The organism is Synechococcus sp. WC101 (assembly GCF_047461555.1).
In the GTDB taxonomy this organism is placed as follows: Bacteria; Cyanobacteriota; Cyanobacteriia; order Thermostichales; family Thermostichaceae; genus Thermostichus.
Genome location: NZ_JANSHG010000019.1, coordinates 1 through 23,345, shown reverse-complemented (window position 1 = coordinate 23,345; position 23,345 = coordinate 1). Strand labels below are relative to the sequence as shown.

The 23,345-nt window shown below is 60.6% G+C and carries 20 protein-coding genes and 1 pseudogene; 11 read left to right on the top strand and 10 right to left on the bottom strand.

Annotation, left to right across the window (positions count from 1 at the left end):
- From NW809_RS02575 to NW809_RS02560, 4 genes and pseudogenes are all read right to left on the bottom strand, one after another.
- Positions 1–417: radical SAM protein (locus tag NW809_RS02575; RefSeq protein WP_414401463.1), on the bottom strand; the 417-nt coding region annotated here is incomplete at its 3' end.
- Position 418: 1 nt separating this feature from the next.
- Positions 419–1,582, bottom strand: coding sequence for a molybdopterin molybdotransferase MoeA (locus NW809_RS02570; RefSeq protein WP_099812594.1), 1,164 nt, complete (start codon positions 1,580–1,582; stop codon positions 419–421).
- Complete coding sequence (locus NW809_RS02565; protein ID WP_011429093.1) at positions 1,560–2,033, bottom strand: nitrate reductase associated protein; 474 nt, start codon at positions 2,031–2,033, stop codon at positions 1,560–1,562. Before NW809_RS02565 ends, NW809_RS02570 begins: the two co-directional genes overlap by 23 nt.
- Positions 2,030–4,131: pseudogene (locus NW809_RS02560) on the bottom strand (molybdopterin oxidoreductase family protein). The gene NW809_RS02565 and the pseudogene NW809_RS02560 overlap by 4 nt, the downstream one beginning before the upstream one ends.
- Before the next feature lie 508 nt (positions 4,132–4,639).
- Between NW809_RS02560 and NW809_RS02555 the strand changes: the two are divergent.
- The 3 genes from NW809_RS02555 (at position 4,640) to NW809_RS02545 (ending at position 7,258) form a co-directional block, all read left to right on the top strand.
- On the top strand, positions 4,640–5,074 hold the full coding sequence (locus tag NW809_RS02555; protein ID WP_099812592.1) for a type IV pilin protein: 435 nt from the start codon (positions 4,640–4,642) through the stop codon (positions 5,072–5,074).
- Between the two features lie 121 nt (positions 5,075–5,195).
- Complete coding sequence (locus NW809_RS02550; RefSeq protein ID WP_414401462.1) at positions 5,196–6,518, top strand: dihydroorotase; 1,323 nt, start codon at positions 5,196–5,198, stop codon at positions 6,516–6,518.
- Between the two features lie 338 nt (positions 6,519–6,856).
- Positions 6,857–7,258 carry a SaoD/DsrE family protein gene (locus tag NW809_RS02545; protein ID WP_011429096.1) on the top strand — a complete coding sequence of 134 codons (402 nt, stop codon included), beginning with the start codon at positions 6,857–6,859 and terminating at the stop codon, positions 7,256–7,258.
- Positions 7,259–7,267: 9 nt separating this feature from the next.
- On the opposite strand, the gene clpB is transcribed toward NW809_RS02545, so the two are convergent.
- From clpB to phoU, 3 genes are all read right to left on the bottom strand, one after another.
- Positions 7,268–9,910, bottom strand: a complete 2,643-nt coding sequence (clpB, locus tag NW809_RS02540) for an ATP-dependent chaperone ClpB (RefSeq protein ID WP_414401461.1) — start codon at positions 9,908–9,910, stop codon at positions 7,268–7,270.
- Between the two features lie 192 nt (positions 9,911–10,102).
- Positions 10,103–12,388: a ribonuclease R family protein gene (locus tag NW809_RS02535; RefSeq protein ID WP_099812589.1), complete on the bottom strand. Its 2,286-nt coding sequence runs from the start codon at positions 12,386–12,388 to the stop codon at positions 10,103–10,105.
- A gap of 57 nt (positions 12,389–12,445) precedes the next feature.
- Positions 12,446–13,087 carry a phosphate signaling complex protein PhoU gene (gene phoU / locus NW809_RS02530; RefSeq protein ID WP_414401460.1) on the bottom strand — a complete coding sequence of 214 codons (642 nt, stop codon included), beginning with the start codon at positions 13,085–13,087 and terminating at the stop codon, positions 12,446–12,448.
- A 208-nt stretch (positions 13,088–13,295) separates the two neighbouring features.
- Between phoU and NW809_RS02525 the strand changes: the two genes are divergently transcribed.
- Together NW809_RS02525 and NW809_RS02520 are read left to right on the top strand one after the other, a co-directional pair.
- Positions 13,296–14,624, top strand: coding sequence for a four-carbon acid sugar kinase family protein (locus NW809_RS02525; RefSeq protein WP_414401459.1), 1,329 nt, complete (start codon positions 13,296–13,298; stop codon positions 14,622–14,624).
- Between the two features lie 16 nt (positions 14,625–14,640).
- A complete protein-coding gene (locus NW809_RS02520) occupies positions 14,641–16,155 on the top strand; it encodes an FAD-binding oxidoreductase (RefSeq protein ID WP_414401458.1) in 1,515 nt (504 codons plus the stop codon).
- On the opposite strand, the gene treZ is transcribed toward NW809_RS02520, so the two are convergent.
- Positions 16,152–17,960, bottom strand: a complete 1,809-nt coding sequence (gene treZ, locus NW809_RS02515; protein WP_099812585.1) for a malto-oligosyltrehalose trehalohydrolase — start codon at positions 17,958–17,960, stop codon at positions 16,152–16,154. The two genes, NW809_RS02520 and treZ, sit on opposite strands and share 4 nt — an antisense overlap.
- A 444-nt stretch (positions 17,961–18,404) precedes the next feature.
- Here treZ and NW809_RS02510 point away from each other — a divergent pair, with 444 nt between their 5' ends.
- Positions 18,405–18,584: a hypothetical protein gene (locus NW809_RS02510; RefSeq protein ID WP_414401457.1), complete on the top strand. Its 180-nt coding sequence runs from the start codon at positions 18,405–18,407 to the stop codon at positions 18,582–18,584.
- Positions 18,585–18,646: 62 nt separating this feature from the next.
- Here NW809_RS02510 and rpsU read toward each other — a convergent pair whose 3' ends face one another.
- Both rpsU and NW809_RS02500 read right to left on the bottom strand, forming a co-directional pair.
- Positions 18,647–18,832 carry a 30S ribosomal protein S21 gene (rpsU, locus tag NW809_RS02505; RefSeq protein ID WP_011429105.1) on the bottom strand — a complete coding sequence of 62 codons (186 nt, stop codon included), beginning with the start codon at positions 18,830–18,832 and terminating at the stop codon, positions 18,647–18,649.
- A gap of 86 nt (positions 18,833–18,918) precedes the next feature.
- Positions 18,919–20,181 (bottom strand): trypsin-like serine protease, encoded by a 1,263-nt coding sequence (locus tag NW809_RS02500; RefSeq protein WP_414401456.1) that lies wholly within the window; start codon positions 20,179–20,181, stop codon positions 18,919–18,921.
- Between the two features lie 262 nt (positions 20,182–20,443).
- Between NW809_RS02500 and NW809_RS02495 the strand changes: the two genes are divergently transcribed.
- The 5 genes from NW809_RS02495 to NW809_RS02475 all read left to right on the top strand — a co-directional run.
- Positions 20,444–20,632: a ParA family protein gene (locus tag NW809_RS02495; RefSeq protein ID WP_168175280.1), complete on the top strand. Its 189-nt coding sequence runs from the start codon at positions 20,444–20,446 to the stop codon at positions 20,630–20,632.
- 4 nt (positions 20,633–20,636) lie between these two features.
- Complete coding sequence (locus NW809_RS02490; RefSeq protein WP_168175279.1) at positions 20,637–21,065, top strand: ParA family protein; 429 nt, start codon at positions 20,637–20,639, stop codon at positions 21,063–21,065.
- The gene (locus tag NW809_RS02485) at positions 21,062–21,400 is read left to right on the top strand and encodes a hypothetical protein (RefSeq protein ID WP_414401455.1); all 339 of its coding nucleotides are present in this window, start codon (positions 21,062–21,064) and stop codon (positions 21,398–21,400) included. Before NW809_RS02490 ends, NW809_RS02485 begins: the two co-directional genes overlap by 4 nt.
- Positions 21,401–21,538: 138 nt before the next feature.
- The gene (locus NW809_RS02480) at positions 21,539–22,717 is read left to right on the top strand and encodes a 1-deoxy-D-xylulose-5-phosphate reductoisomerase (RefSeq protein WP_011429108.1); all 1,179 of its coding nucleotides are present in this window, start codon (positions 21,539–21,541) and stop codon (positions 22,715–22,717) included.
- A gap of 59 nt (positions 22,718–22,776) precedes the next feature.
- The coding region (locus tag NW809_RS02475) for an ABC transporter transmembrane domain-containing protein (protein ID WP_414401454.1) at positions 22,777–23,345 on the top strand (569 nt) is incomplete at its 3' end.

Genomic DNA, 23,345 nt, shown 5'->3' with positions numbered 1-23,345 from the left:
AATATCCGCCAGGCAGTCGCGACGGGCAATTGCAGCTTGGGTGGAGGGCTGTAGGCTATCGAGGCTAACATTAAGGTTGAGAACGTTGGCAGCCTTGAGAACGTCCCAGTAGCGGTGGAGCAGCAGGCCATTGGTTGTTAGGCTGAGGGACGGGATCTTCAGCTTGGCAAGTTCCTGAATGACTTCATCAAAGTCTTGCCGAACCAGAGGCTCACCACCTGTAATGCGAACTTCTTCAATGCCATAGTCCAGCAACTCGCCAATAATTTCTTTGTATTGCTGCGGAGTTAAGTAGCTACTTTTATCCAGAAATTCTGGATGCAAAGGCATGCAGTAGCGGCAGCGAAGGTTGCATTGATCGGTTAGAGAAACCCTTAGCTTGCGAATGCGACGATTCCATTGATCCACTAGCTGCATCTTAGTACCACGGATAGAATTGGATGCTTTGCTCGGGGCTGAGGATAGTTTGAGCCGGGGGTAACTCTACAAAGCCATCGCTGTCTGTTAGAGCGATGAAGTCTCCGGAGTTGTTAGGCATAATCGGTGTAAAGACTCGGTTGGCGCTCATCTTAACGGGCACAAAAAGAGTGAGATTGGGTTTGAAGGTAATGACTTCACTTAGGTGCCCAGAGTCAGTGTTACGGTTGAGGAGATAACGATGCAAACATACAAGAGCTGAGATGGGGTTGCCTGGGAGGCCCCAAACTATAGTATTGGCCTGATGGTCGATGCCAAACCACATTGGCTTGCCTGGCTTTTGCGCCACGCCGTGGATGTAGGCAGTAACACCACAGCTTTGCCAGATGGCCGGCAAGTAGTCACACTTTCCCCTTGAAACACCCCCAGAGTAAATCAAGAGGTCGTAGTTTGGGGTATTGGCTTGGTAGTGGGTGGCAATGGCAGCAGGATCGTCCGGAAGGTGATCGGTCTCAACCTCGGTATACCCGTAGGCAAGAAGAGCCGCTCGGAGGGCCTCAGCGTTGGAGCGCCGCAGTTGGTAGGGTGCAGGGGTTTGCTCAATGGGAATCAATTCGCTGCCAGTTGCCACAACTTTGATGCGAGGAGTCCTCTCAACTTGGATGCGGCTGTAGCCAAAGGAGGCCAAGATCCCGACGTGGATGCTCTTGAGGGTAATGCCGGGGCGGAGAACCAGCGCTCCTGCAGAACAATCGCTACCTTGGGGATGAACAAAATCACCCCTGTTGCGTTCGACTTCCTGGATGATGGTGGCAATTCCTCCCTCGATACGAATTTGCTCGTAGGGAATGACGAGATCACTACCCAGCGGCAGGGCACAGCCAGTCATCACTTCCAAGCACTGCTGCGGATCGGGCAGGGTGGCAGGGCTTGTCCCCGCAGGGGCTATGCCTGCAACAGCAAAGCTTCGCTGCCCAGCAGCATAAGCGGCATAGTTGATGGCGATACCGTCCATCAGGACCCGGTTAATTGGCGGGTAGTCCCGATCGGCGTAGATCGGCTCTGCCAAAACCCGGCCCACACAGCTTGCAATCGGGATCGACTCGGTTTTGGCTGGCAGCCAGTGGTCTTTAATAATGGCTTCAGCTTCCTGGACAGTGACCATAGGTGTGGGGTGCGGAAAATTCCTGAAAGGCGGGTAGGAAATTGCGGTTTTCGTGGCCAGGGCGACTGAGCTTAATGAGGGCAAAGCGCTGCAACGGGGTCAGCTTTTGCCATAGCTCAAGAGTCAGCACGACCCCCTTGGCTGCCGCCTGCTCAAGAACGCAGTCAGGGATGGTGGTAGCGTCTTCCCAGGCAGGGTTTGGATCAACAGTTACCTCAGCGGCCTGCTCTTGGCAGACACTTTCGATAAGGTGAATTAGGTAGGCGCGGTAGGCAGCTCGGTTGTCAGCAGTATCCGTTGGCAGGTCAACCAAACTTTGGCGCTGCTGGTAACTAAAACGCAGCCACTGATGTAACTTGAGCTTGATGCCGCACTGATCGAGCTTTAAGCGCACGATCATGGGAATGCAGCGAAGGCTGTCGGCAAAGTCTTGCTCAAACTTAAAGATCATTTTGGTGGCCGCTCGATGCGACTAAGCTTGACGGCACAGGCTTTGAGTTCAGGTTGCTTTGAGCTGGGGTAGGCAACCGGGTGGGTGAGAGCGTTACAGCTTGTATCATTGCCCCACAATGCCCCCCAGTGCATGGGCATGAACACTGTGCCAGGGCTGATGGCGCAGGTAATTTTAACCGGCAGGGTAGCCTTGCCGCGCCGTGATTCAATCCTCACCCAGTCACCCTCAGTTAGCCCTACCTTGCTGGCATCGCGGGGATGGATTTCGAGAAAGGGTTGGGGGTGCATTGCTCGGATTTTGGCGACATGTCCAGTGCGGGTTTGGGTGTGCCAATGGCCATAGAGACGTCCTGTGGTGAGGATGTAGGGATATTCAGGGTCGGGCGGCTCGGCAAGGCCGCGGGAATGGCTGGGGATAAAGCGGGCACGACCTGTGGGCGTTGGGAAACGGTGAAAGGACTCCGTCCCGCTGGCGCGATCGGTATAGAGGTTGCGGGTCTCCACTGAACCTGTGCGCGGATATGGCCATTGCTGAGGCCCCTGGCGCAGGAGCTCATGGCTGAGGCCAGACTGATCGCAGAGACGCCCGGCAGTTAGACCCACATATTCGGCAAAGACCTCAGCGCTATCGGCAAAGTCAAATGCCTTGGCAAAGCCCAGGCGGCGGCCTACTTCCGCCCAAATTTCCCAATCAGCCCGCGCTTCACCAGGAGGGTTACGCCAAGCTGGACAGAGGGTAACGCGGCGCTCCGAATTGGTCATGGTGCCTGTCTTTTCGCCCCACTGGGCAGCAGGGAGTACCAGATGGGCATAGGCAGTGCTTTCGGTGGGGAAGTAGGCGTCTTGGACAATCGTAAAGGGCGACCGCGCCAGAGCTGCTTCTACCCGACGTAGATCAGGCAGGCTCACCAGGGGATTGGTGGCGGCAATCCACAAAATATCGAGGGCATCGGCTTCGAGGGCACGGATCATCCCCAGCGCATCAAGGCCAGGTTCAGGGTTAATTGGGCCAAGCTGCCAGTGCTGCTCCACTGCTGCCCGATCCTCTGGATTCGTAACCTTGCGGTAGCCGGGCAATAGATGTGCCAAGCCGCCCGCTTCTCGACCGCCCATAGCATTGGGCTGACCTGTTAGCGAAAAGGGCCCTGCCCCTGCAAACCCTATCTGGCCGGTGAGCAAATGGAGATTGATGAGGCTGGTCACCTTGGCCGTGCCTTCGCTGGACTGGTTAAGCCCCATCGACCACATGGAAAGCGTTTTCTGCGACTGCTGCCACAGTCGCGCAACAGCAAGTACCTCCTCAACTTCTAGGCCACAGCGGCTGGCTACTTGCTCAGGGGTGTAGTCGGCAACCAGGGCAGCATAGGCTTCAAAGCCTTCGGTGTGCTGGGCAATGAAGTCATGGTTGATGGCGCCCCACTGAATGAGTAGGTGAGCAATGCCATTGAGCAAGTCAATATCGCTACCTGGAGTAATCCTCAGATACAAATCGGCCTCCTCAGCCGTCTGCGTACGACGGGGATCCACCACAACAATCTTTAGGCTTGGGTCGCTTTTGTGGCGCTTGCGCAAGCGATTGAACAGAATTGGGTGGCATTCAGCGGTATTGGTGCCGATCAAAAAAGCCAGCTCGCAGCTATCGAGATCCGTGTAGCTACAGGGGGGCCGTCCGAGCCGAGACTCTGGCTGTAGCCCTCTACGGCAGAAGACATGCAGAGGCGGGAATTGCTGTCGAAGTTATTGCTTCCTAGACACCCCTTAAGTAGCTTTTGGGCAATGTAGTAATCTTCGGTTAGCAACTGCCCTGAGCCGTAGATGGCAATCCTTTCGGGAGAGGTCTGGCGAATGCGCTCGACAATTAAATCCAGCGCTTGATCCCAGCTCACCGGCTGGAAATCCTCGCTGAGGCTAGGGCGATAGAGAGGCACCGTAGCCCGATTGCAATCGAGGGTTTCCAGGAGAGTCGCACCCTTAACGCAAACCATGCCCTGGCTGGACGGATGAGCTCGATCGCCGCGAATTTTTGTGCCGTCGGCCAGAATTTCTAGGCCACAACCAACCCCACAGTAGGGACAAAGGCTGCGTACGTTATCCATGTTCCCCCTCTGTTGTTACTTGGCTTGGTGTGGGCAAGGCGGCCGTAGGGAAAGAAGCTAGGGGTGTTGGGCCTAAGGCCTGCTTATCTAGCTGTCCTTGCCGCGGTTCTCACAAGTTCCAACGCCCCAGCCTAGAGACATTGACCTGGAACTTTTGTAGCTTGCGTTACTTTTTGCTCCTCACTATGCGGAAACATCATAGGAGGAATGCTTGAGCAGCATAGCCACCTCCTGCCAACTGCGGTTAGGTCTCTAGGCAAAGCAAGGGAGAAACAGGCAAGGAGTGCTCCTAAAGGCTCCGTCCCGCTAGACGAGGCGAGGAAAGTTTTAGGTCTGTAAAGGGCAACCTGAGATCTGAGATCAAGCTGCATAGGGGAGAAAGGCCCCCGAGTCGTTTGCACTTGGATACTGACGCTCCAAAGGGGAAGCAGACGCTGCTATGAGCTGACTTTCTCTTCATAAAGCCTATCTAATGCTCTGCCGTCGAGCAACTAAAGCTCCGCACGTCATGACCTTGATCAAGCTGCTGGCGGTAATCGTAATTGTCGGCATTCTCTCTGCTATTAGCATTCCCAATTTTCTTAACCACATTCGCCGTTCCAGAGTTGCAGAAGCCCAGACAGCTCTAGCAGCTATCGGCGGTGCTTCAGAAGTTTTCCGAATGGACTTCATGGTTTATCCTCCTGCCTACGCCGATATTGAATTTGGCGGGATCCACAGGGATCGCTATTTGCAAGATCCTTGGCAAGCCCCCAACTATCGTCTTCCTGAAGTTGTTCCTCCCACTGCCAGCTCAAGCGGCGTTCGTTGGATGACTGAGTCTCACACACATACAACTGTTAGTGGGGATCTCCTGCGCTGCGACCTTGGCTTAGGGGATCGCCAGCAAGAGGTTTTGGCCTCTGGCTACGACCTGCGCAGCTCTTGCAACCTCTATCGCTAGGAAGACAAGACTCGGGCAACTTGAGCTTGAGCTGCCGACTAGCTGTTCCATCGATTGGCCGGTTCTTAACCTGCTCGACAGGTGTTATCTTGAAAGCGCCTGTGAAAGGGGAAGCGGAGCTTTGGCCAGTAGCCTGCTGATCCGCAATGCCGAGCTGGTGGTACCGGAAGGGGATCCCTGGGTGGGAGATGTGCTGGTGCAGGAGGGGCGGATTGCCCAGATTGGCCAACATCTCTCCACAGAAGGGGTGGCTAGGGTCATCGAGGCCAAGGGCCATACCCTGATGCCGGGGGTGATCGACCCCCAGGTTCACTTTCGCGAGCCGGGCCGGGAGCACAAAGAAGACCTACAGACGGGATCCTGGGCCTGTGCCCGCGGCGGGGTAACCAGCTTTTTGGAGATGCCCAACACTGACCCGCTGACGATCGACCAGGCAACGCTGGATGACAAGTTGGCCCGGGCCGCCAGCAAGTGTGTGGTCAATTACGGCTTTTTCATCGGCGCTACCGCCGATAACTTGAAGGAGCTGCAGACGGTGCAGGGGGCTTGCGGCATCAAGATCTTCATGGGATCCATGCACGGCCCCTTGCTGGTGGACGACCAGGCGGTGCTGGAGCAGATCTTTGCCGAGACGGATCCCCATTTTGTTATCGCTGTCCACGCTGAAGATCACTCGCGGATTCAAGCTCGGCGGGCCCTCTTTGCCGGACGCACGGACGTAGCCGTTCACTCGCAAATCCAGGACGAGGAAGCGGCGCTCATCGCCTCGCGGCGGGCTTTGGACCTGGCCACCCGCTATCGCCATCGCCTGCACATTTTGCACCTTTCCACCGGCTTGGAAGTGGAGCTGCTGCGCCGGCACAAGCCCGCCTGGGTCAGCGCCGAGGTCACCCCCCAACACCTGTTGCTCAGCACTGCCGACTACGCCCGCCTGGGATCCCTGGCCCAAATGAACCCGCCGCTGCGGGATCCGGCTACCCTCCCCCAGCTTTGGCAGGGGCTGCACGAGGGCATCCTGGATTGCATCGCCACCGACCATGCCCCCCACACCCTGGCCGAAAAAGCCCAGCCCTACCCCCACTCCCCCTCCGGCATGCCGGGGGTGGAGACGGCCCTGCCCCTGATGCTGACTGCCGCCCAGCAGGGCCGCTGTACCCTGCGCCAGGTGGTGCAGTGGATGTGCGAGGCGCCCGCCCGCCTCTACGGGATCCCCAACAAAGGACGGCTGCAGGTGGGCTACGACGCCGACCTGGTGCTGGTGGATCGCCACACGCCCAAGCCGGTGCGGCGGGAAGAGCTGCTCACCAAATGCGGCTGGAGCCCGTTTGAGGGCTGGGAGCTGGTGGGCTGGCCGCTGCTCACCATCGTGGGCGGGCAGATCGCCTTCCAAAATGGCCAGGTGGATCCCTCAGTGCGCGGCAGGGCCCTGACCTTTCGGCGCTAGGGGGATCCCCTTCGAGGTTGCACCTGTTCAAACCTTTCAAGATAGCGGTTGAACACTGGGCTGCTTTGGCTTCTCCCTACTTAAGCAAGAGGAGCAGAGCGCCGGATCCCATCTCAGTTTATACAAATAGCAGTGAAACGGTTCGTTACGTCGTTATTGCCACGCAACACTGTCGCGAACGCGCCGCTCTAACTCCCCTCTCCCTCTGGGAGAGGGGCTGGGGGTGAGGATAGTGACGAGGAACGCTTGGGGAGTGTCTTACGCCCTTTCAGTAAGCCGTGCTACTTTGAAGGCGATAATCGATGATAATTAAGTTGGAAAACACCTAAGGAGCGACTATGAAAGTTGCCTACGTCTTCATCACCCCCCGCGGCGGCACCTACAAGCTGGGCCAGATGATCCTGCCCCAGCTAGAAGCAGGGGTACACGGCGCGGAAGTGGTGGGCATGTTCTTTTTCGACGACAACTGCTTTGTCTTGCGGCAGGGGGATCCCATCGGCGAGCGCCTGGCCAAGATTGCCGAAGCGCAGAACATTTTGCTGATGATGTGCGACATGTGCGCCCTGGAGCGCAACCTGGCGGAAGGGGAACCCAAGTGGTGCGACTCAAAAGGCCAGGGGCGCAAGGAGCCGGGCCATTGTGTTCCCAAAAACGTGGTCAAAGGGGTGCAGGTGGGCTGCTTCCCCGACCTCTACGCGGCCTTGCAAGACAACCCACCTGACCAGGTGATCAGCCTCTAGCCAACTGGCCTAGCTGACGGCTACAGCAGCAGGCGGCTCTTGGCGGGGCTGAGAGCCGATCTTGCGGAAGATCAGCCGCTCGTTGGCCACCTCCACCAGGATGCGGTCGCCGGGCAGGAACTCGTTTTCCAGCAGCTTGGTGGCGAGGGGGTTTTCGATCTCCCGCTGGATTACCCGCTTCAGCGGGCGGGCGCCAAACACGGGGTCGTAGCCCAGCTCGGCCAGGTAGTCCTTGGCCTCTTCGGTGAGGACAATTTCAATTTGCTGATCCGCCAGCAACTGCTCCACCCGCCGCATCTGCAGGCTGACGATCTGGCGGATTTGCTCTTTGGTTAGAGCGTGGAAGATGATCAGTTCATCCACCCGGTTGAGGAACTCCGGCCGGAAGTGGTGCCGCAGCATGGCCAGCACCTGGCTTTTCATCTCCTCGTAGCGGCTCTCGTCGCCGCCAATTTCCAGGATGAGCTCGCTGCCAATGTTGCTGGTCATGATGATGATGGTGTTTTTGAAGTCCACCGTCCTGCCTTGGGAGTCGGTGATGCGGCCGTCGTCCAGCACCTGCAGCAGGATGTTGAAGACATCAGGGTGGGCTTTTTCCACCTCGTCAAAGAGCACCACCGAGTAGGGGCGCCGCCGCACCGCTTCCGAGAGCTGCCCGCCTTCTTCGTAGCCCACATAGCCCGGCGGAGCCCCAATCAAGCGGGAGACGGAGTGCTTCTCCATGTACTCCGACATGTCGATGCGCACCATGGCCTCGGAGGTGTCGAAGAGGAACTCCGCCAGGGCGCGGGCCAGCTCGGTCTTCCCGACGCCGGTGGGCCCCATGAACAGGAACGAGCCGATGGGCCGATTGGGATCCTTGAGGCCGGCCCGGGCCCGCCGGATGGCGGCTGCCACCGCCGCTACCGCCTCGTCCTGGCCCACCACCCGCTGGTGCAAGTGGGCTTCCAGGCGCAGCAGCTTCTGCTTTTCCGACTCCATCAGGCTGGTGACCGGGATCCCGGTCCAGCGGGAAACAATCTCGGCAATGTCTTCGGGCGTCACCTGTTCCCGCAGCAAGGGCTCGCCGTTGGCCTGCAGCTTGGCCAGGTAGGCCTCCTGTTCTTGGATTTGGCGCTCTAGCTCCATCAGCTTGCCGTATTTGAGCTCGGCAGCCCGATTGAGGTCATATTTTTGTTCTGCCTGTTCAATCTGCAGCTTGACGGCATCCCGCTCGGCCTTGAGGTTTTGCAGCCGCTCGATGGCCTCTTTTTCCATCTGCCAACGGGCGCTCAGCTCCCGCTGCCGCTCCATCAAGTTGGCCAGCTCCTGCTCAATTTTGCCCAGGCGCTCTTTGGAGGCGGGGTCGTCTTCTTTCTTGAGGGAGAGCTCCTCCATCTGCAGTTGCATGATGCGCCGGTCGATTTCATCCAATTCGACGGGCTTGGAGGTGATCTCCATCTTCAGCTTGGCCGCCGCTTCGTCCACCAGGTCGATGGCCTTGTCGGGCAGGAAGCGCTCGGAGATGTAGCGGTTGGAGAGGACTGCCGCTGCCACCAGGGCCGAGTCGCTGATTTTGACCCCGTGGTGCAGCTCGTAGCGCTCTTTGAGGCCGCGCAGGATGGAGATGGTGTCTTCCACGGAGGGCTGATCCACATACACCGGCTGGAAGCGGCGCTCCAGGGCGGCGTCTTTTTCGATGTGCTTGCGGTATTCATCCAGGGTGGTGGCGCCAATGCAGCGCAATTCGCCGCGGGCCAGCATGGGCTTGAGCAGGTTGCCGGCATCCATCGCCCCTTCGGCCGCCCCTGCCCCCACCACGGTGTGCAGCTCGTCGATGAAGAGGATGATCTGCCCTTCCGATTCGGTGACCTCCTTGAGCACGGCTTTGAGGCGGTCTTCAAACTCGCCGCGGTACTTGGCGCCGGCAATCAGGGATCCCATATCCAGGGCGATCACCCGCCGGTTTTTCAGCGACTCCGGCACGTCTCCCCGGTTGATGCGCTGGGCCAGGCCCTCGACGATGGCGGTTTTCCCCACACCCGGCTCGCCGATGAGGACGGGGTTGTTTTTGGTGCGGCGGGAGAGCACCTGAATGACGCGGCGGATCTCGTCGTCCCGCCCAATCACCGGATCCAGCTTCCCTTCGCGGGCGGCCTTGGTCAAGTCGCGGCCATAGCGCTCCAGGGCCTCGTAGCGGGACTCGGGATTTTTGTCGGTAACCCGCTGTTTGCCTCGCACCTGTTGGATAACGGGCTTGAGGCGCTCGACCGTCAAGCCCAGGGGTGCTAGAACGCGCTTGCCCACCCGCTCGTCGTCCAGGGATCCCAAAAGCAAGTGCTCTACCGAGATAAAATCATCGCCATACTCTTTGCGAAACTCCTCGGCTCGATCCAGCGTGGTCTCCAGGCCGCGGCCTAGGTAGAGCTGATCCACCCGCGCCAGCTTGGGCTGCTGGTTGATAAAGCTTTCCACTCTATCCCGCACCAGCCTCGGATCGAGGCCGGCCCGCTGCAAAATGGTCTGGGTGAGACCCCCCTCTTGATCCAGAAGGGAGATCAGCAAATGCTCGGTTTCCAACTGTTGCTGCTGGTGCCGCCGGGCTACATCTTGGGATTGGACAATGGCGCTCCAGGCTTTCTCGGTAAATTGGTTGGGATTGGTGGGCTGCATAGGGGTTTGGCAGGAGTTTTTTTACAGTGTATAGGAAGACAATGCAGGGGGCAGCTAAGGGGCTCTCAGCCCTTGCTGCCGACTTGGGGAAGCGCTGCTGGCATCCTACGATCCAGGTATCGCCTATTTTGCCAAAGCCGGAGTTCGCAACAACCGTCCCCTCCTACCGCGATTGATGGACGGATCCCCGCCTTATTCCTCTTCTTCGTAGGGCCGTCCCTCGCCGATCACCGCCAGGTCAATTTGTTGGCGGTAGTAGTCTACGTTTTTAATCTGCACCTCCACCCGATCCCCCAGGCGGAACTGGCGCCGGCTTTTGCGCCCTACCAGGGCCTGCTGGCGGCTGCGGTATTCGTACCAGTCGTTTTTCAGGGTGCTGACCCGCACCAAGCCTTCCGCCAAGATGGGATCCACCTGCACAAAAAAGCCGTAGTTCTGGACGCTGACGATCAGGCCGGGGAACGTCTCCCCCAGGTGTTTTTGCATGAACTCGCACCGCTTCAAGCCCATCAGCTCCCGCTCTGCCTGTTGATGGAGCTGATATCCCGCCTGGATTTTGGGCAGTTGCGCTTGGAGAAAGGCCTGCCACTCCTCATGCACTTTTGGCGGCAGCACCTGCCAATCAATTTGGTCGTAGCTGCCGGGGCCATGCAGATCCACCACGGTTTTGGAGCGCGGGCTGCGGCGATCCCGTCCTTTGCTCAAGGCTAGGTGCAGAGCCCGCAAATTCAGCAAATCGGCATAGCGGCGCAAAGGGGCAGTAAAAGAGGCGTAGGGCTCTTTGAGGCCAAGGCCAAAATGGCCGAGCGGCTCCTGCAGCGGCTGCAGGCAATACTCGACGGGGGGCAGAGTAGCCAACAACTGGGCCACCAAGGCTGGGCTAGTCCCTGCGGCCAAGACATCGGGGGCGGTGATGCGGGCACAGATCCGCTGCCAATCGGCTAACGTCACAGCTTCTGGATCCTGCAAGTTCAGATCCAGCTTCATGGCGTTGGCCAGACGCAAAAAGTTCTGCAGGGCCTCAGCGGTGGGGGGCTTCTGCACGCGGGCCAACGAAGGGATCCCCAATTGGCGCAAATGGTGGCCCAAGGTTTGGTTGGCCAGCAGCAGAATTTCGGTCATCAGGGCGTGGGCGCCGAGGCGATCGCTGACCAGCAGGGGCCCATAGCCGCTTTCATCGGCAGAGTAGGGGGTGAGCAAATCCAACAGGGGCAGATCGAACCCGCCTGCCTGGTGGCGCTTGACTCGCAGGACTTGGCTGAGACGGAGCAGGTTTTGCAGCAGGGCCATCAACTCCGGCACCTCCTCATCGGGGCCCAGATCCGCGGCGGTGGCCAAGAGAGCCTGCACCTGGCCGTAGGAGAGGTGGGCCCGCGACTGCACCAGGCTGGGGTGGATCTCGAAGTTGCGCACCACCCCTTCGGGGTCAATGGTCAGCAGCAGCGAGTAGGCCAGACGCTCCTGCTGCGGCAACAGAGCCAGGCGGCTGTGCACTTCCGGCGGGAAAAGGGGCAGCACCACGCTATCCAGGTAAACCGTGGCGGTGCGCCGCTGCGCCTCCCGCTCCAGGGGGTGATCCGGATCCAGCCAGTGGGCTACATCGGCAATGTGCACCCCCAGCAGCCAGTGGCCCTCTTCTTGCCGCTGCAGGGAGACGGCCACGTTGGGCTCGAGGCCGTGGGGGTGCTGCAAGTCCAGCGGCTCCAGCGTGACGCAAAACCAGTCCCGCAGATCGCGACGGTTCTTTTGGTCGGAGCGGCTCAGCTTTTTGGGCAGAGTTGCCGCAGCCTCCAGCACCGCCGGGGGAAACTCCTGGGGCAGGTCGTACTTGCAGCAGACCAGATCCGCATCGATGGACGCCTCCGGGCCATTGCCCAAGATCTTGCGAATCGTGCCCACGGGGGGCAAGTTGCCCAGCGGGTAGCGCTCCACTTCCACATAGGCCACCCGACCTTCCGCCAGCTCGGCAGGGGATCCCTCGGTCAAGGCCAGCTCGAACAGCAGCCGGTCATCCAGAGGCACCACCCGGAAACCCTCTTCCGTCTGTTTGAGGCGGCCCACGAGAGTGGGATTGGCCCGTTCCACAACAGCTACCACCTCTCCCTCTGGGCTGCGGCGGCGATTGCCTTCTTTGGTAATCCGGGCTATCACTTGGTCGCCGTTCCAAGCGCCGCTAAGGTTGCTGCCGTGGATATACACATCCTCTGCCCCCGGTTCATCCCGCACGGCAAAGCAAAAGCCCTTGCTGGAACAGCGCAAACGCCCCACCACCAAGGATTCATCCGGCTTACGCCGATAGCGGGGCGGATCCCCTGTCCGTTCGAGAAACCCCGCCCGTACCAGACCATCGAGGGCAATCTCGAGCATTTCCGGCGCTTCTGGGTCTGAGGCTGGCAGGAGGGCAAGCAGCGCGTCTTTATCGGTCCATTGCTCGGCAGGTTGAGAGAAAAAGTGATGAAAAATCCGAGAGAAATCCATTGCGGGTATCCAGGGGGAATGAGAGCCGCGATTAAGGGACAGGCGCAGCCACTTGGATTAGTCGCGGTGGCCGGTGACGATAAAGGCTACTCGCTGACCGATGTTGGTGCAGTGGTCGGCCAGACGCTCTAGGTAGCGGATCGCCAGCAACATCAACAGGATAGGCTCGATCGATCCCTTGATGTCAGACTGCTGCGCCAACGTATTGTAAAGGTTGGTGTAGTCTTCATCAACGGCGTCGTCTTCCCGCTTCAGTTGTCGGCCCAGCTCGGCATCCAACTCCGTCAGGGCGGCCAGGCTGTGGCTGAGCATTTTCTGGCAGCGCTGCATCATCAGGCGAATGCGGCTCAGCTCCGGCGGCGGCGGGTACATGACCAAGCGCAGGGCCACTTCGGCCAGGTCTTTGGCGTAGTCGCCAATTCGCTCCAGATCCCGCACCAGTTGCATCAGGGTGCTGATCCAGCGCAGATCCCGCGCCACTGGCGAGCGCAAGGCGATCAAGTTAATACAGTCTTTCTCGATTTGGCGATAAAAGCGGTCAATCTGCTTGTCTTGGGCAATGGCCTGTTCGGCGGCGCCCAAGTTCTGTTCAAACAGGGCCTGCTGGGCCAAGACCACCGATTTTTCCACCAGCGCCCCCATGCGCAGCACGTCCTGCTGAATCCGCTTGATTTGAAGTTGCAGCTCAGCTTGCCCCATGGCTTTCTCCCATGAATGTGGGCAGGGGGGAAATGTCTGCAGTCGTTTTGGATTCAACAGAGCCAGTTGACCTCAATCATGGCAAACTTCGCCTGGAATAAGGGCAGAGAAGACGGCCAACTTAGGCGAAGATGAGAACAGCGGTTGCCCTTTGAGGGGGATTCGTCCTCTGGAGTTCTCGGGTTGCTTTGTCGATTGAGACGGTCTCATGGCTCTTCCCCCCATCATTGTGTTGGACGATGATCCCACCGGATCCCAAACCGTTCACAGTTGCTTGCTCCTCACCCGCTGGGATCCGCAGACTTTGAAGCTGGGGTTGCAGGATAGCTCGCCAATTCGCTTTATCCTCACCAACACCCGATCCCTGCCGCCGGCCAAGGCCGAAGAGGTGACGCGGTCGGTCTGCCGGGTCCTCAAGCAGGCCATGGGGGAGCTGGGGTGGGAGCGGGCCCTTTTTGTTAGCCGCTCCGACTCGACTTTGCGGGGGCATTACCCCCTGGAAACGGATGTGATGGCAGCAGAGCTGGGGCCTTTTGATGCCCATTTTCTGGTGCCGGCCTTTTTTGAAGGAGGGCGCATCACCCGCAACAGTGTCCACTACCTACGGGTGGGGGAGCGCTGGGTGCCGGTGCATGAGACGGAGTTTGCTCGGGATGCGGTGTTTGGCTACCACCACAGCTATTTGCCGGACTATGTGCAGGAGAAAACCCAAGGGCGGATCCGGGCCGAGCAGGTGGTGCGACTGACCCTGGAGCAGATCCGCGCCGGCTGTCTGGAGCGGCTTTTGAGGCTGGAGGGGAATGTCTGCTGTGTGGTGGATGGAGAAACCCAGGCGGATCTGGATCGTTTTGCCCAGGATGTCTGGGCGGCTCTGGAGCAGGGGAAGCGCTTTTTGTTTCGCAGCGCCGCCAGCCTCTTGACGGCCCTGGCCCAGTTGCCGCCGCAGCCGGTTCCGCCAGAGGAGATGGGGCAGTTTGTCCGCTCCGACCGGCCAGGGGTGGTGATCGTGGGATCTCATGTCCAAAAGACCAGCCAGCAGTTGGCCTGCCTGCTCCAGGAGCCAGGGATCCAGGGCATCGAGGTGGAGGTAAGGCGGCTCTTGGAGGCGGGGAAGGAAGCCGAGCTGCTGCCGGCAATCTTGGAGCAAGTCCACCGCGCCTACGGGCAGGGCCTGACGCCGGTGGTCTACACCAGCCGGGAAGAAGTGGGGTTTGACGGCGCCAACCCGGAGGCACGGCTGGCCTTTGGGCAGAGAGTTTCCCGCCTGTTGATGGCCATTGTGCAGGGGCTGCCGGAAGGGATCGGCTATCTCATCAGCAAGGGCGGCATTACCTCCAACAACATCCTCAGCGTTGGCCTCAATCTGCCGGCCGTGCGGCTGCTGGGGCAGATCTACCCAGGGATCTCCATGGTGCTCACGCCGGCGGATCACCCCCGCTTTCCCAACCTGCCGGTGGTGCTGTTTCCGGGCAACGTGGGCGAGGCGGATACGTTGGTTTTAATCCACCGTCGCCTCCACAGCCTCGGGCTAGTCTAGCCTGGAGGAAATCACCATGGCTGAACTCATCTCCCCCCCTGAAGCTCTGCCTGCCTTGGAGGCCTGGTGGGGATCCCTGCGGCAGGGGCCAACGGTGCTGCCCCCGGCGGTGGTTCACTGCTGTTCTGAGAGCCTGGGCAGCCCCGATGCCGACGTGGTAATTGCCGGCGGCACCCTGGGGCTTCTCTTGGGATCGGCCTTGGCCAAGCGGGGCTGGCGGGTGATCCTAATTGAGCGCGGCATCCTGCGGGGGCGGGAGCAGGAGTGGAACACCTCCCGGCGGGAGCTACAGGTGCTGTTGGAGCTGGAGCTGCTCACCCCGACCGAATGGGAGGCGGTGCAGGTGACCCACTACCCCCGAGGGCGCATTGGCTTTGGGGAGGGCCCTACCTGGTGGGTGGAAGGGGTGCTCAATGTAGGCGTGGATCCGGTCAGCTTGCTGGAGTTCCTCAAGCAGCACTTCCTAGACTGGGGAGGGCAGTTGCAGGAGCAAACTGGCTTTCTTGGCGCCACAATCCACCCCGATGGGATCCGCATCCAGACCACCGCCGGCCAGCTCAGCGCCCAACTCCTGGTGGATGCCATGGGGCACCGCTCCCCCATCGTGGCCCAGGCCCGCCAAGGGCAGCCGCCGGACAGCGTCTGTCTGGTGGTGGGATCCTGTGCCCAGGGTCTGCCGGAGCAACCCACGGGGGATCTGTTCTACAGCTTTACCCCAGCCCAGAACGGCTACCAGCCCTTCTGGGAGGCCTTCCCCGCCCGCGATGGGCGCACCACCTATCTGTTTACCTACTGCGACCGGGATCCCCGCCGACCCAGTCTGGAGAGGCTGTGGCAGGACTACTGCCGGCTGCTCCCTGCCTACCAGGGGGCCGAGCTGGCGCAGATCCGCTGGGTGCGCAAGCTGGGTGGCGTTTTCCCCGCCTACCGCCGCAGCCCGCTGCAACTGCCCTGGGATCGCCTCTTGGCAGTGGGAGACAGCAGCGGCAGCCAGTCGCCCTTGAGCTTTGGCGGCTTTGGGGCGATGTTGCGCCACCTGGATCGCCTGCAACAAGGGATCCACGAGGCCCTGGCGCAGCGGCAGCTCGACCGGGCGGCCCTGGCCCTGCTGCAGCCCTACCAGCCCAATTTGGCGGTGACCTGGCTGTTTCAGAAGGCGATGATCCCCCCTTTGGCGGAGAAAAACTGGGATCCCAACAGCATTAACCGCTTGTTGAGCAGAGTGTTTGAGGCCATGATGGCCGCCGGCCCCCAGGTGGTGCAGCCCTTTTTGCAGGATGTGGTGCAGTTGGGCGGCTTGGCCCAAGCGCTGTGGGGCGTGATGAGGCGGGATCCCTGGCTGGTAGTCGAGCTTTTGCCCCGGCTGGGCTTGCCGGAGCTGGTGGAATGGGCGGGCCACTTCGGCGCCCTCGGCCTCTACGAGCTTTTGCAAAGGCTAGCTGACCGCTCAGAAGCAACCCCGCAAGACTACTTTTGGAAGCGGCGGCGCGAGGCCTGGCGCTACGGCTGCGGCCGGGATCACCTCTCCTAGGTGTTCTGGCCGTACACCACCACCCCATAGGGCGGTATCTCAACGGGCTCCCCTTGGTTTTTTGCCGGCAGGGAGGATCCCTGGTCGCCGCTATCTAGAAGCTTCTGCCAACTGCCGCCGGGCCATTGGGCGTAGGTGACCACCTGGTCGGGGCTGAAGTTCAACAGGGCCAGGACAGCTTGGGATCCCTGGTGGCGGTGCAGGGCCAGGCCAGTTTGGGCAAACAGCTCCACCTCCACCGAGTTCCGCTCCAGGTTTTGCAGCGGCGCCAGGGTCTTGCGCAAGTGAATGAGGGTTTGGTACCACCGCCGCAAGACCTGGTGATGGCCGGCGTGGCCCAGTTCCCAGTTGAGCTTCGAGCGCAAGAAAGTCTCTTCCGCTTGGGGATCCGGCACCTCCCCTTGCCAGGCAAAGGCGCTGAACTCGCGGCGCCGTCCCTGCCGCACCGCTTCCACCAGGTCGGGATCCCCGTGGCTGACAAAATACAGAAACGGCGCCACCTCCCCGTATTCTTCCCCCATAAACAGCAGCGGCAGCATGGGGGCCAGCAGCAAAGCAGCGGCAGCCAACTTGAGACCTTCAAAAGAAGTGAGCTGGCTGAGGCGCTCTCCCAGCCTGCGGTTGCCCACCTGGTCGTGGTTTTGGATGCAGATTACAAACTGGGATCCCGGCCTGCCGATGGCGGAATTGCCGTGGCGCCTGCCGCGGTAGGGGGAGTACTGGCCGGAATAGACGTAGCTTTCGCGGTAGGCCTTGGCTAGGTGCTCCAATTGGCCAAAGTCTTGGTAGTAGCCTGTCTTTTCCCCGGTCAGCAGGGTGTGAACCGAGTGATGGAAGTCGTCGCACCACTGGGCATCTAGCCCGTAGCCCCCCTGCTCGCGGGGGGTGATGAGGCGGACATCGTTGAGGTCGCTTTCCGCTACCAGAACCCTAGGCCAGCCGCTGCGCGCTTCTAGGGCATCTACCCGCTCCGCCAATTCTTGCAAAAAAGGGTGGGCGCTGAAGTCGTAGATGGCGTGCACCGCGTCCAGCCGCAGGCCGTCCAGGTGAAACTCCTCTAGCCAGTACTCGGCATTTTGCAGGAAAAACTCCCGCACGCCGTCGGAGGAGCGGTCGTCGAAGTTGAGGGCCTCTCCCCAAGGAGTGCGGTACTTGTCGGTGAAGTAGGGGCCAAAGTCCCGCAGGTAGTTCCCCTCCGGCCCCAAGTGGTTGTAGACCACATCCAAAACAACCGCCAGGCCCTGCTGATGGCAGGCGTTGACCAGTGCTTTCAGGCCCGCTGCTCCCCCATAGCTGGCCTGCACGGCATAGGGATAGACGCCGTCATAGCCCCAGTTGCGCTCCCCCGGAAACTGGGCCACCGGCATCAGCTCCAGCACGTTGACCCCCAGCTCCACCAGGTGCGGCAGGCGAGGGATCAGGGCGGCAAAGGTGCCCTCTGGGGTAAAGGTGCCTACATGGAGCTCGTAGAGGATCCACTGGGAGAGCGGGATCCCCCGCCAGCCCTGATCCTGCCAGTCGAAGTGGGGATCCACCACCCGCGAGGGGCCATGGACGCCGTAGGGCTGGCAGCGGGAAGCAGGATCTGGCCGCTCCACCACCCCCGCTGCGGTGTGCAGGCGGTAAAGGTAGTCCACCGGCCCAGGCGGGATCCCCTCCACCTCCGCCTGCCAATAGCCCTGCTCCTCCTGCTTGAGAGGGATAACCTGTTGGACAGGGCTGATTATCTTCAGCTCCACTTGTTCGACTAAGGGCGCCCATACCGAGAAGCGATAGCGGCCCTGCCCCAAGGGATAGGCGCCCATCCGTCCGAGCGGAGGAGAAGTCTGAAGCACGAAACCTGTCTGCACAACTTGGCTTCTACTATAGCGCCTTGCTCCCCTACACATACACAAAAGGATAGCTTGGTAGCCCCGTACTTTAGTACGGGGCGGAAAAGCCCTTGAGCAACTTTAGTTGCTTCTTTTAGCTAGTACAGAGCTTCTCCAGGAAAACGACCTACTGCGGTGCAAAACCCGCGCGGCAATAACTAACCTGGAGGAACTTAAGTCCGAAGTAAGCAGAACTTTGAGGTTATGCCTCAAAGAACTGTCTAGGGGCGTGTTGAAAGCGCCTTCGCGAGTCCATTTTGAGCTGCGTAAGAATCCCCTGGGTGGGAGTGTCAAAGAACCTAAACTCTCCTGCTTCCCCTGCTGAGAAGGAGCCAGCCAGGCAAGAGGGCACCTGGCTCAAAAGAACCCTAGGGGAAGTTGCACCTGCAAACCCCCTCGGCGGATTCCCTTCTGGATACAGGCGTGCTCAGCGCTATTCGGCGCTCCGCCCCCTTTCCTCCCTTGCCGAAGAGGTTTGCCGGCGAGAAACTGGTGCTGGAAGTTAAGGTGTTGAGCGGATCCCTGAAGGCTAGCCTCGTTGGGGATCCGAAAAACTAAGCCGAACCCTGGTTTGGCTACCTTGTATAGCCACAAGCCAAGTTCAGACTACTGAGAATTGCCTAGGCCATGGACTTACGGCGGTTGCGCCGCATGGCTACCGCTTTGCGCTTGCGCTTTTCCAGGTTGGTTTCAAAGTGGCGATGGTTGCGCAGATCCCGCAGAATGCCCGCCTTGGAGACCTGGCGCTTGAAGCGGCGCAGCGCCGATTCGATCCCTTCGTTTTCGCCAATCGTCACTTGAGTCATAAAGAAGCTATCTCCTCCGTCGATGAGTAGAACGAAAGCACAATCGGGATCCCTATCCTAAACCATCTCCGCCCTGCTGCTGACGGTTACAGGGCGCGGCTGCCAAAGTTGAGGCCCGAAACCGCCTCACCCTCTCTCAAATTCACGACAAACGAGGCCGTTGTTCCGGTGGAAGGCGGCGGAGAAGGCGTTGGCGCTGGGCTGGGGGCGCTGCCGATTACGGATTGTACAAAACCCACAAAGCTGGACACTCGTGTGTACACCCCGTAGAAATTGGGCTGGGCGCAACCTTGGCCAAAACTGGTGATCCCGGCCAGGGCAAAGCCGCTGCCGCTGGGCACGAGCAAAGGCCCACCGCTGTCCGCCTGACAAGTATCCACTCCCCCCTGGGGAAAGCCGGCACAGAGCATGGTGTCTAAAATGGTGCCGTTGTAGGACTGGGGCGCGTTGCACACCTCGTTGGCGACGATGGGAACTTCGGCCTGTTGCAGATCCAGAGCAAAGCCGCTGGGTTCCTGGTCAAGGGCGCGGGGGAAGGTGGCTCCCCAGCCGAGGATGGTGGCGAACGTGCCGGGGGCGGTCAGGCTGGTTTGGTTGGGCTGCACCAGCGGCAGGGTAGGCAGAGTCACTGGCCGAGAGAGGCGCACCAGGGCGATGTCGTTCCCCCCCAGTTTCCCCACCTGGGGATTGTAGCCGGGGTTGATGACGATCTGGGCGGCGCGAAGGCGCTTGCCGGCACCGATTTGCAAGCGGTTGGTACCCAACAGCAGATCCAGGTTGCGGGCGCTTACAACCTGCTGGCCTTGATCGTTGAAAAAACAATGGGCGGCGGTGAGCACCCACTCCGGGGCAACCAGGGATCCGCCGCAAAACTGTGCCTGAAAAGGATCCGGCTCAGCCGCGTTTAACAGGGCCACCATCCAGGGAAAGGCCCCCGGCTGGGCAGGTCTGCCGCCGACAATCCGCTCCAGCCTCGATCCGGCGCGCGGCGTGGTGAACACTCGCCCCGGAGGCAAGATGGCGGTGACGCGATAGGTGCCGGGGGGCAGGTTGAAAAAGCGGAAGTTGCCGCTGGCATCGCTGAGGATGCTGGGCTCCCTCGCATCGAGGCGGCCGTTGCTGTTGAGGTCCAAAAAGGTGGCGATGCCCGCCAGCCCTGGCTCCCCTGGGTCCCGTAGGCCATTGCCGTTGAGGTCGTCAAAATGGGATCCCTCGATGCGTCCTGCAGGAGGGGCCGGGAGCGGCGGCAGGGGGCGACCGGAATTCCCTCCGCCACAGGCGCTGAGGCCCAGAGCCAGCCACAGCCCCACCACAGGAGACCAGGAGCGAGACTTTGAGGGATGGGCCATGCTCAGCTTCTCCGGGACGAGGAAGGGAGGTAGCGTCCGAGGGCGAGGGGCTGGGAGAGAGCCCGCAGTTCCTCAGCCGGCTTTGCCGACCAAGGATATCGTACCAGCGAAGCCCCTCGCGTGCGGAGAGAGGAAAACGTGATGCGGCGCTCGGATCCCCTCAGTTGCCCAAAACCCCAGGCTCCGGCGCGCGGATGCACAGCTTGCCTCTTTCCGCCTCTGGAAGTGGGCTGTAAAACCAGGTTGGGAGGGTGTGTGGCAGATGAATATCGCGGTCTTGGGGTTCAAAGGAGGTGTGGGCAAAACCACCACGGCGGTCCATCTGGCCCTCTACCTTCAACAACGGTGCGCAGCCCAGGCAGGTACACCCCAGGTGTCGCTGCTGCTCGACGCCGATCCCAATCGCTCTGCTTCTCGCTGGGCAGAACGCGGCTCTCCCTTTCCTGTCTAAAGTGGTGGCCGGGGATCCCACCACGCCCACGCCCACGAGCTTTCAGCATACGCTGATCGACACCCCCGCCCGCCCCACCCCCGAACAGTTGAGCCTGCTAGCGGAGCGGTGTGAAGTATTGCTTTTGCCCTGTTCTCCAGATGCCCTGGCCCTGGATGCTCTGATGCTGACTGTTAACGCCCTGAACCGTTTGGGGGCAAAACACTGCAAAGTTTTGCTGACGCTGGTTCCCCCCTGGCCCAACCGGGATGGGGCCGAGGCCCGCAGCTTTCTCCAACAGGCCGGGATCCCGCTCTGCCACCATTCGATTCGCCGCACGGTGGCCTTTCAGCAGGCTGCCCTGGAGGGAGTCTGTGTCAACGAGATCCCGGATCCCAGAGCCAAGCAAGCCTGGTCAGACTACGTTGCGGTGGGAGAGGAAATCCTGTCATGAGCAAGTTTAAGCGCCTGCTCGACCGACAGCCAGAGGGGATCCCGGCTCGCCCTGCCCCCAAAAAACTGAGCGCCCAAGCCTACAAGATCCCTGAGCCGCCGGAAGCAGGCGCCAAGCCCAACAGCTCTGAGTACGTCAAGCTGACGGCCTACATTTCCAAAGAGACGCACCGAGCTGTGAAGCGCCTCCTGCTGGAATCGGATCAAGACCTCTCGGAGTTGATCGAGGCTCTGCTCGCCCAGTGGCTGCGCTCTCAATCGGCTAAGGCCTGGCCCTCGGAGGATCCCTTGTCATCGAGAGGGCTGGCCTCAGGTGGAGCAGACCAGCCCAGATAGGAATAAGATGAGGGCGGGAGGCAGGCCTACCCCTCTGCGAGGTGGAGCGCTAGGGCACAATGCGCCGTAAGGGCAGCGGTTTTTTTGCGCTCCTTCTCCTCAAGTTGATTAAATTGACTGGTGCAAAAGGGATCCCTTATGCAAGCCATCACTCTGCTCGGCTCCACCGGCTCCATTGGCACCCAAACTCTGGATTTGGTGGCCCAGTATCCAGAGCGTTTTCGGGTTGTCGGCTTGACCAGCTACAGCAATGTTACCCTCCTGGCAGAACAGGTGTGGCGGTTTCGGCCCCAGATTGTGGCCATCGGTCGGGAGGAGCTGCTGCCGGAGCTGCGATCCCTGCTGACCGGGATGCGGCCGCTGCCGGAGCTGGTGGCGGGAACGGAGGGGCTGTGTCAGGTGGCGGCCCACCCGGCGGCCCAGCGGGTGGTGACCGGGATCGTTGGCTGTGCCGGCCTCTTGCCCACCTTGGCCGCTATCCGCGCCGGCAAAGACATTGCCCTGGCCAACAAAGAAACCCTGGTGGCAGGCGGCCCGGTGGTGCTGCCCCTGGTACGAGAGTACGGCGTCAAGCTCATCCCGGTGGACTCGGAGCATTCGGCCATCTTTCAATGCCTACAGGGGGTGCCGCCGGGATCCCTGCGCAGGATCTTGTTGACGGCTTCCGGGGGAGCTTTTCGGGATTGGCCTGCCGAAAAACTAGATCAGGTCACCTTGGCCGACGCCCTCAAACACCCCAACTGGGTGATGGGGCGCAAGATCACCATCGACTCGGCCACCCTGATGAACAAGGGCCTGGAGGTGATCGAGGCCCACTGGCTGTTTGGTTTGGATTATGACCGGATCGAGGTCCTCATCCACCCCCAGAGCATTGTCCACTCCTTGATCGAGCTGGCAGATACTTCTGTTCTGGCCCAGTTGGGCTGGCCGGATATGCACCTGCCCATCCTCTATGGCCTCAGTTGGCCGGAGCGCTTAGCCACCCCTTGGGATCCCCTCGATTTGGTCAAGCTGGGATCCCTCACTTTTAAGGCTCCGGATCACCGCAAGTACCCTTGCCTACAACTGGCTTATGCTGCTGGACAGGCAGGAGGAACCCTGCCGGCAGTGTTGAATGCCGCCAACGAAGCGGCGGTGGCCCTCTTCCTACAGGAGCGCATCCGCTTTTTGGACATCCCTCGCCTCTTGGAGCAGGTGTGCGAGCGGCACCAGGTCATCCCTGCCCCCAGCCTGGAGGACATTCTGGAAGTGGATGCCTGGGCGCGGCAACAGGTGGAGCTGCTGGCGCAGCAGGCCCCGGCCCAAGTTCTGGCCTGATCCCTACCGGGGGGATCCGGCACAGCGCTAGAGTGGGAAAAGGCTTGAGGAGCACCTGAGTGGCGGGATCCCATCTCCGACAACTGGCCCATTATCTGCGCCCCTATCGCCGGCAGGTGGCGCTGGGCATTGGATCCCTGCTGGTGGTAAACGGCCTGGGGGTGTTCCTGCCCTGGTACGTCAAGCTGGCCATCGACGATCTCAGCCAGAACTTGGCCGCCCTGTCGCCGCAGCGCATTGCACTTTACGCCCTGACGGTGTTGATCGTCTCCAGCCTGATGATGGGCATTCGCGTTGCCTCGCGGGTGTGGATGTTTGGCGTGGGGCGGCAGGTGGAGTTCCGCCTCAAGCAGGCCATCTTCGAGCATTTGCTGACGCTGCAGCCTTCCTACTTTGCCCAGCAGACGGTTGGGGATATCCTCACCCGCATCACCAGCGATGTGGAAAATGTCCGCCGCCTGTTGGGCTTTGCCCTGCTCAACTCGACCAACACAATCTTTGCCTACGGCACCACCTTGCCGGCCATGTTTGGCATTGAGCCGCGTCTGAGCGCCCTGGCCCTATCGGTGTTTCCGGTGATGCTGGTGCTGGTGAAGTTGAGCAGCTCCCGTCTGCAGCAGGAGCAGCT

Excerpts from the sequence above, each read along its gene's own strand:
- NW809_RS02555 (WP_099812592.1), top strand. The coding sequence starts at position 4,640 with ATGACCTTGATCAAGCTGCTGGCGGTAATCGTAATTGTCGGCATTCTC.
- NW809_RS02570 (WP_099812594.1), bottom strand. The coding sequence starts at position 1,582 with ATGGTCACTGTCCAGGAAGCTGAAGCCATTATTAAAGACCACTGGCTG.
- clpB (WP_414401461.1), bottom strand. The coding sequence starts at position 9,910 with ATGCAGCCCACCAATCCCAACCAATTTACCGAGAAAGCCTGGAGCGCC.
- rpsU (WP_011429105.1), bottom strand. The coding sequence starts at position 18,832 with ATGACTCAAGTGACGATTGGCGAAAACGAAGGGATCGAATCGGCGCTG.
- NW809_RS02495 (WP_168175280.1), top strand. The coding sequence starts at position 20,444 with ATGAATATCGCGGTCTTGGGGTTCAAAGGAGGTGTGGGCAAAACCACC.
- NW809_RS02500 (WP_414401456.1), bottom strand. The coding sequence starts at position 20,181 with ATGGCCCATCCCTCAAAGTCTCGCTCCTGGTCTCCTGTGGTGGGGCTG.
- NW809_RS02565 (WP_011429093.1), bottom strand. The coding sequence starts at position 2,033 with ATGATCTTTAAGTTTGAGCAAGACTTTGCCGACAGCCTTCGCTGCATT.
- NW809_RS02525 (WP_414401459.1), top strand. The coding sequence starts at position 13,296 with ATGGCTCTTCCCCCCATCATTGTGTTGGACGATGATCCCACCGGATCC.
- NW809_RS02545 (WP_011429096.1), top strand. The coding sequence starts at position 6,857 with ATGAAAGTTGCCTACGTCTTCATCACCCCCCGCGGCGGCACCTACAAG.
- NW809_RS02535 (WP_099812589.1), bottom strand. The coding sequence starts at position 12,388 with ATGGATTTCTCTCGGATTTTTCATCACTTTTTCTCTCAACCTGCCGAG.
- NW809_RS02520 (WP_414401458.1), top strand. The coding sequence starts at position 14,641 with ATGGCTGAACTCATCTCCCCCCCTGAAGCTCTGCCTGCCTTGGAGGCC.
- treZ (WP_099812585.1), bottom strand. The coding sequence starts at position 17,960 with ATGGGCGCCTATCCCTTGGGGCAGGGCCGCTATCGCTTCTCGGTATGG.
- NW809_RS02480 (WP_011429108.1), top strand. The coding sequence starts at position 21,539 with ATGCAAGCCATCACTCTGCTCGGCTCCACCGGCTCCATTGGCACCCAA.
- NW809_RS02485 (WP_414401455.1), top strand. The coding sequence starts at position 21,062 with ATGAGCAAGTTTAAGCGCCTGCTCGACCGACAGCCAGAGGGGATCCCG.
- phoU (WP_414401460.1), bottom strand. The coding sequence starts at position 13,087 with ATGGGGCAAGCTGAGCTGCAACTTCAAATCAAGCGGATTCAGCAGGAC.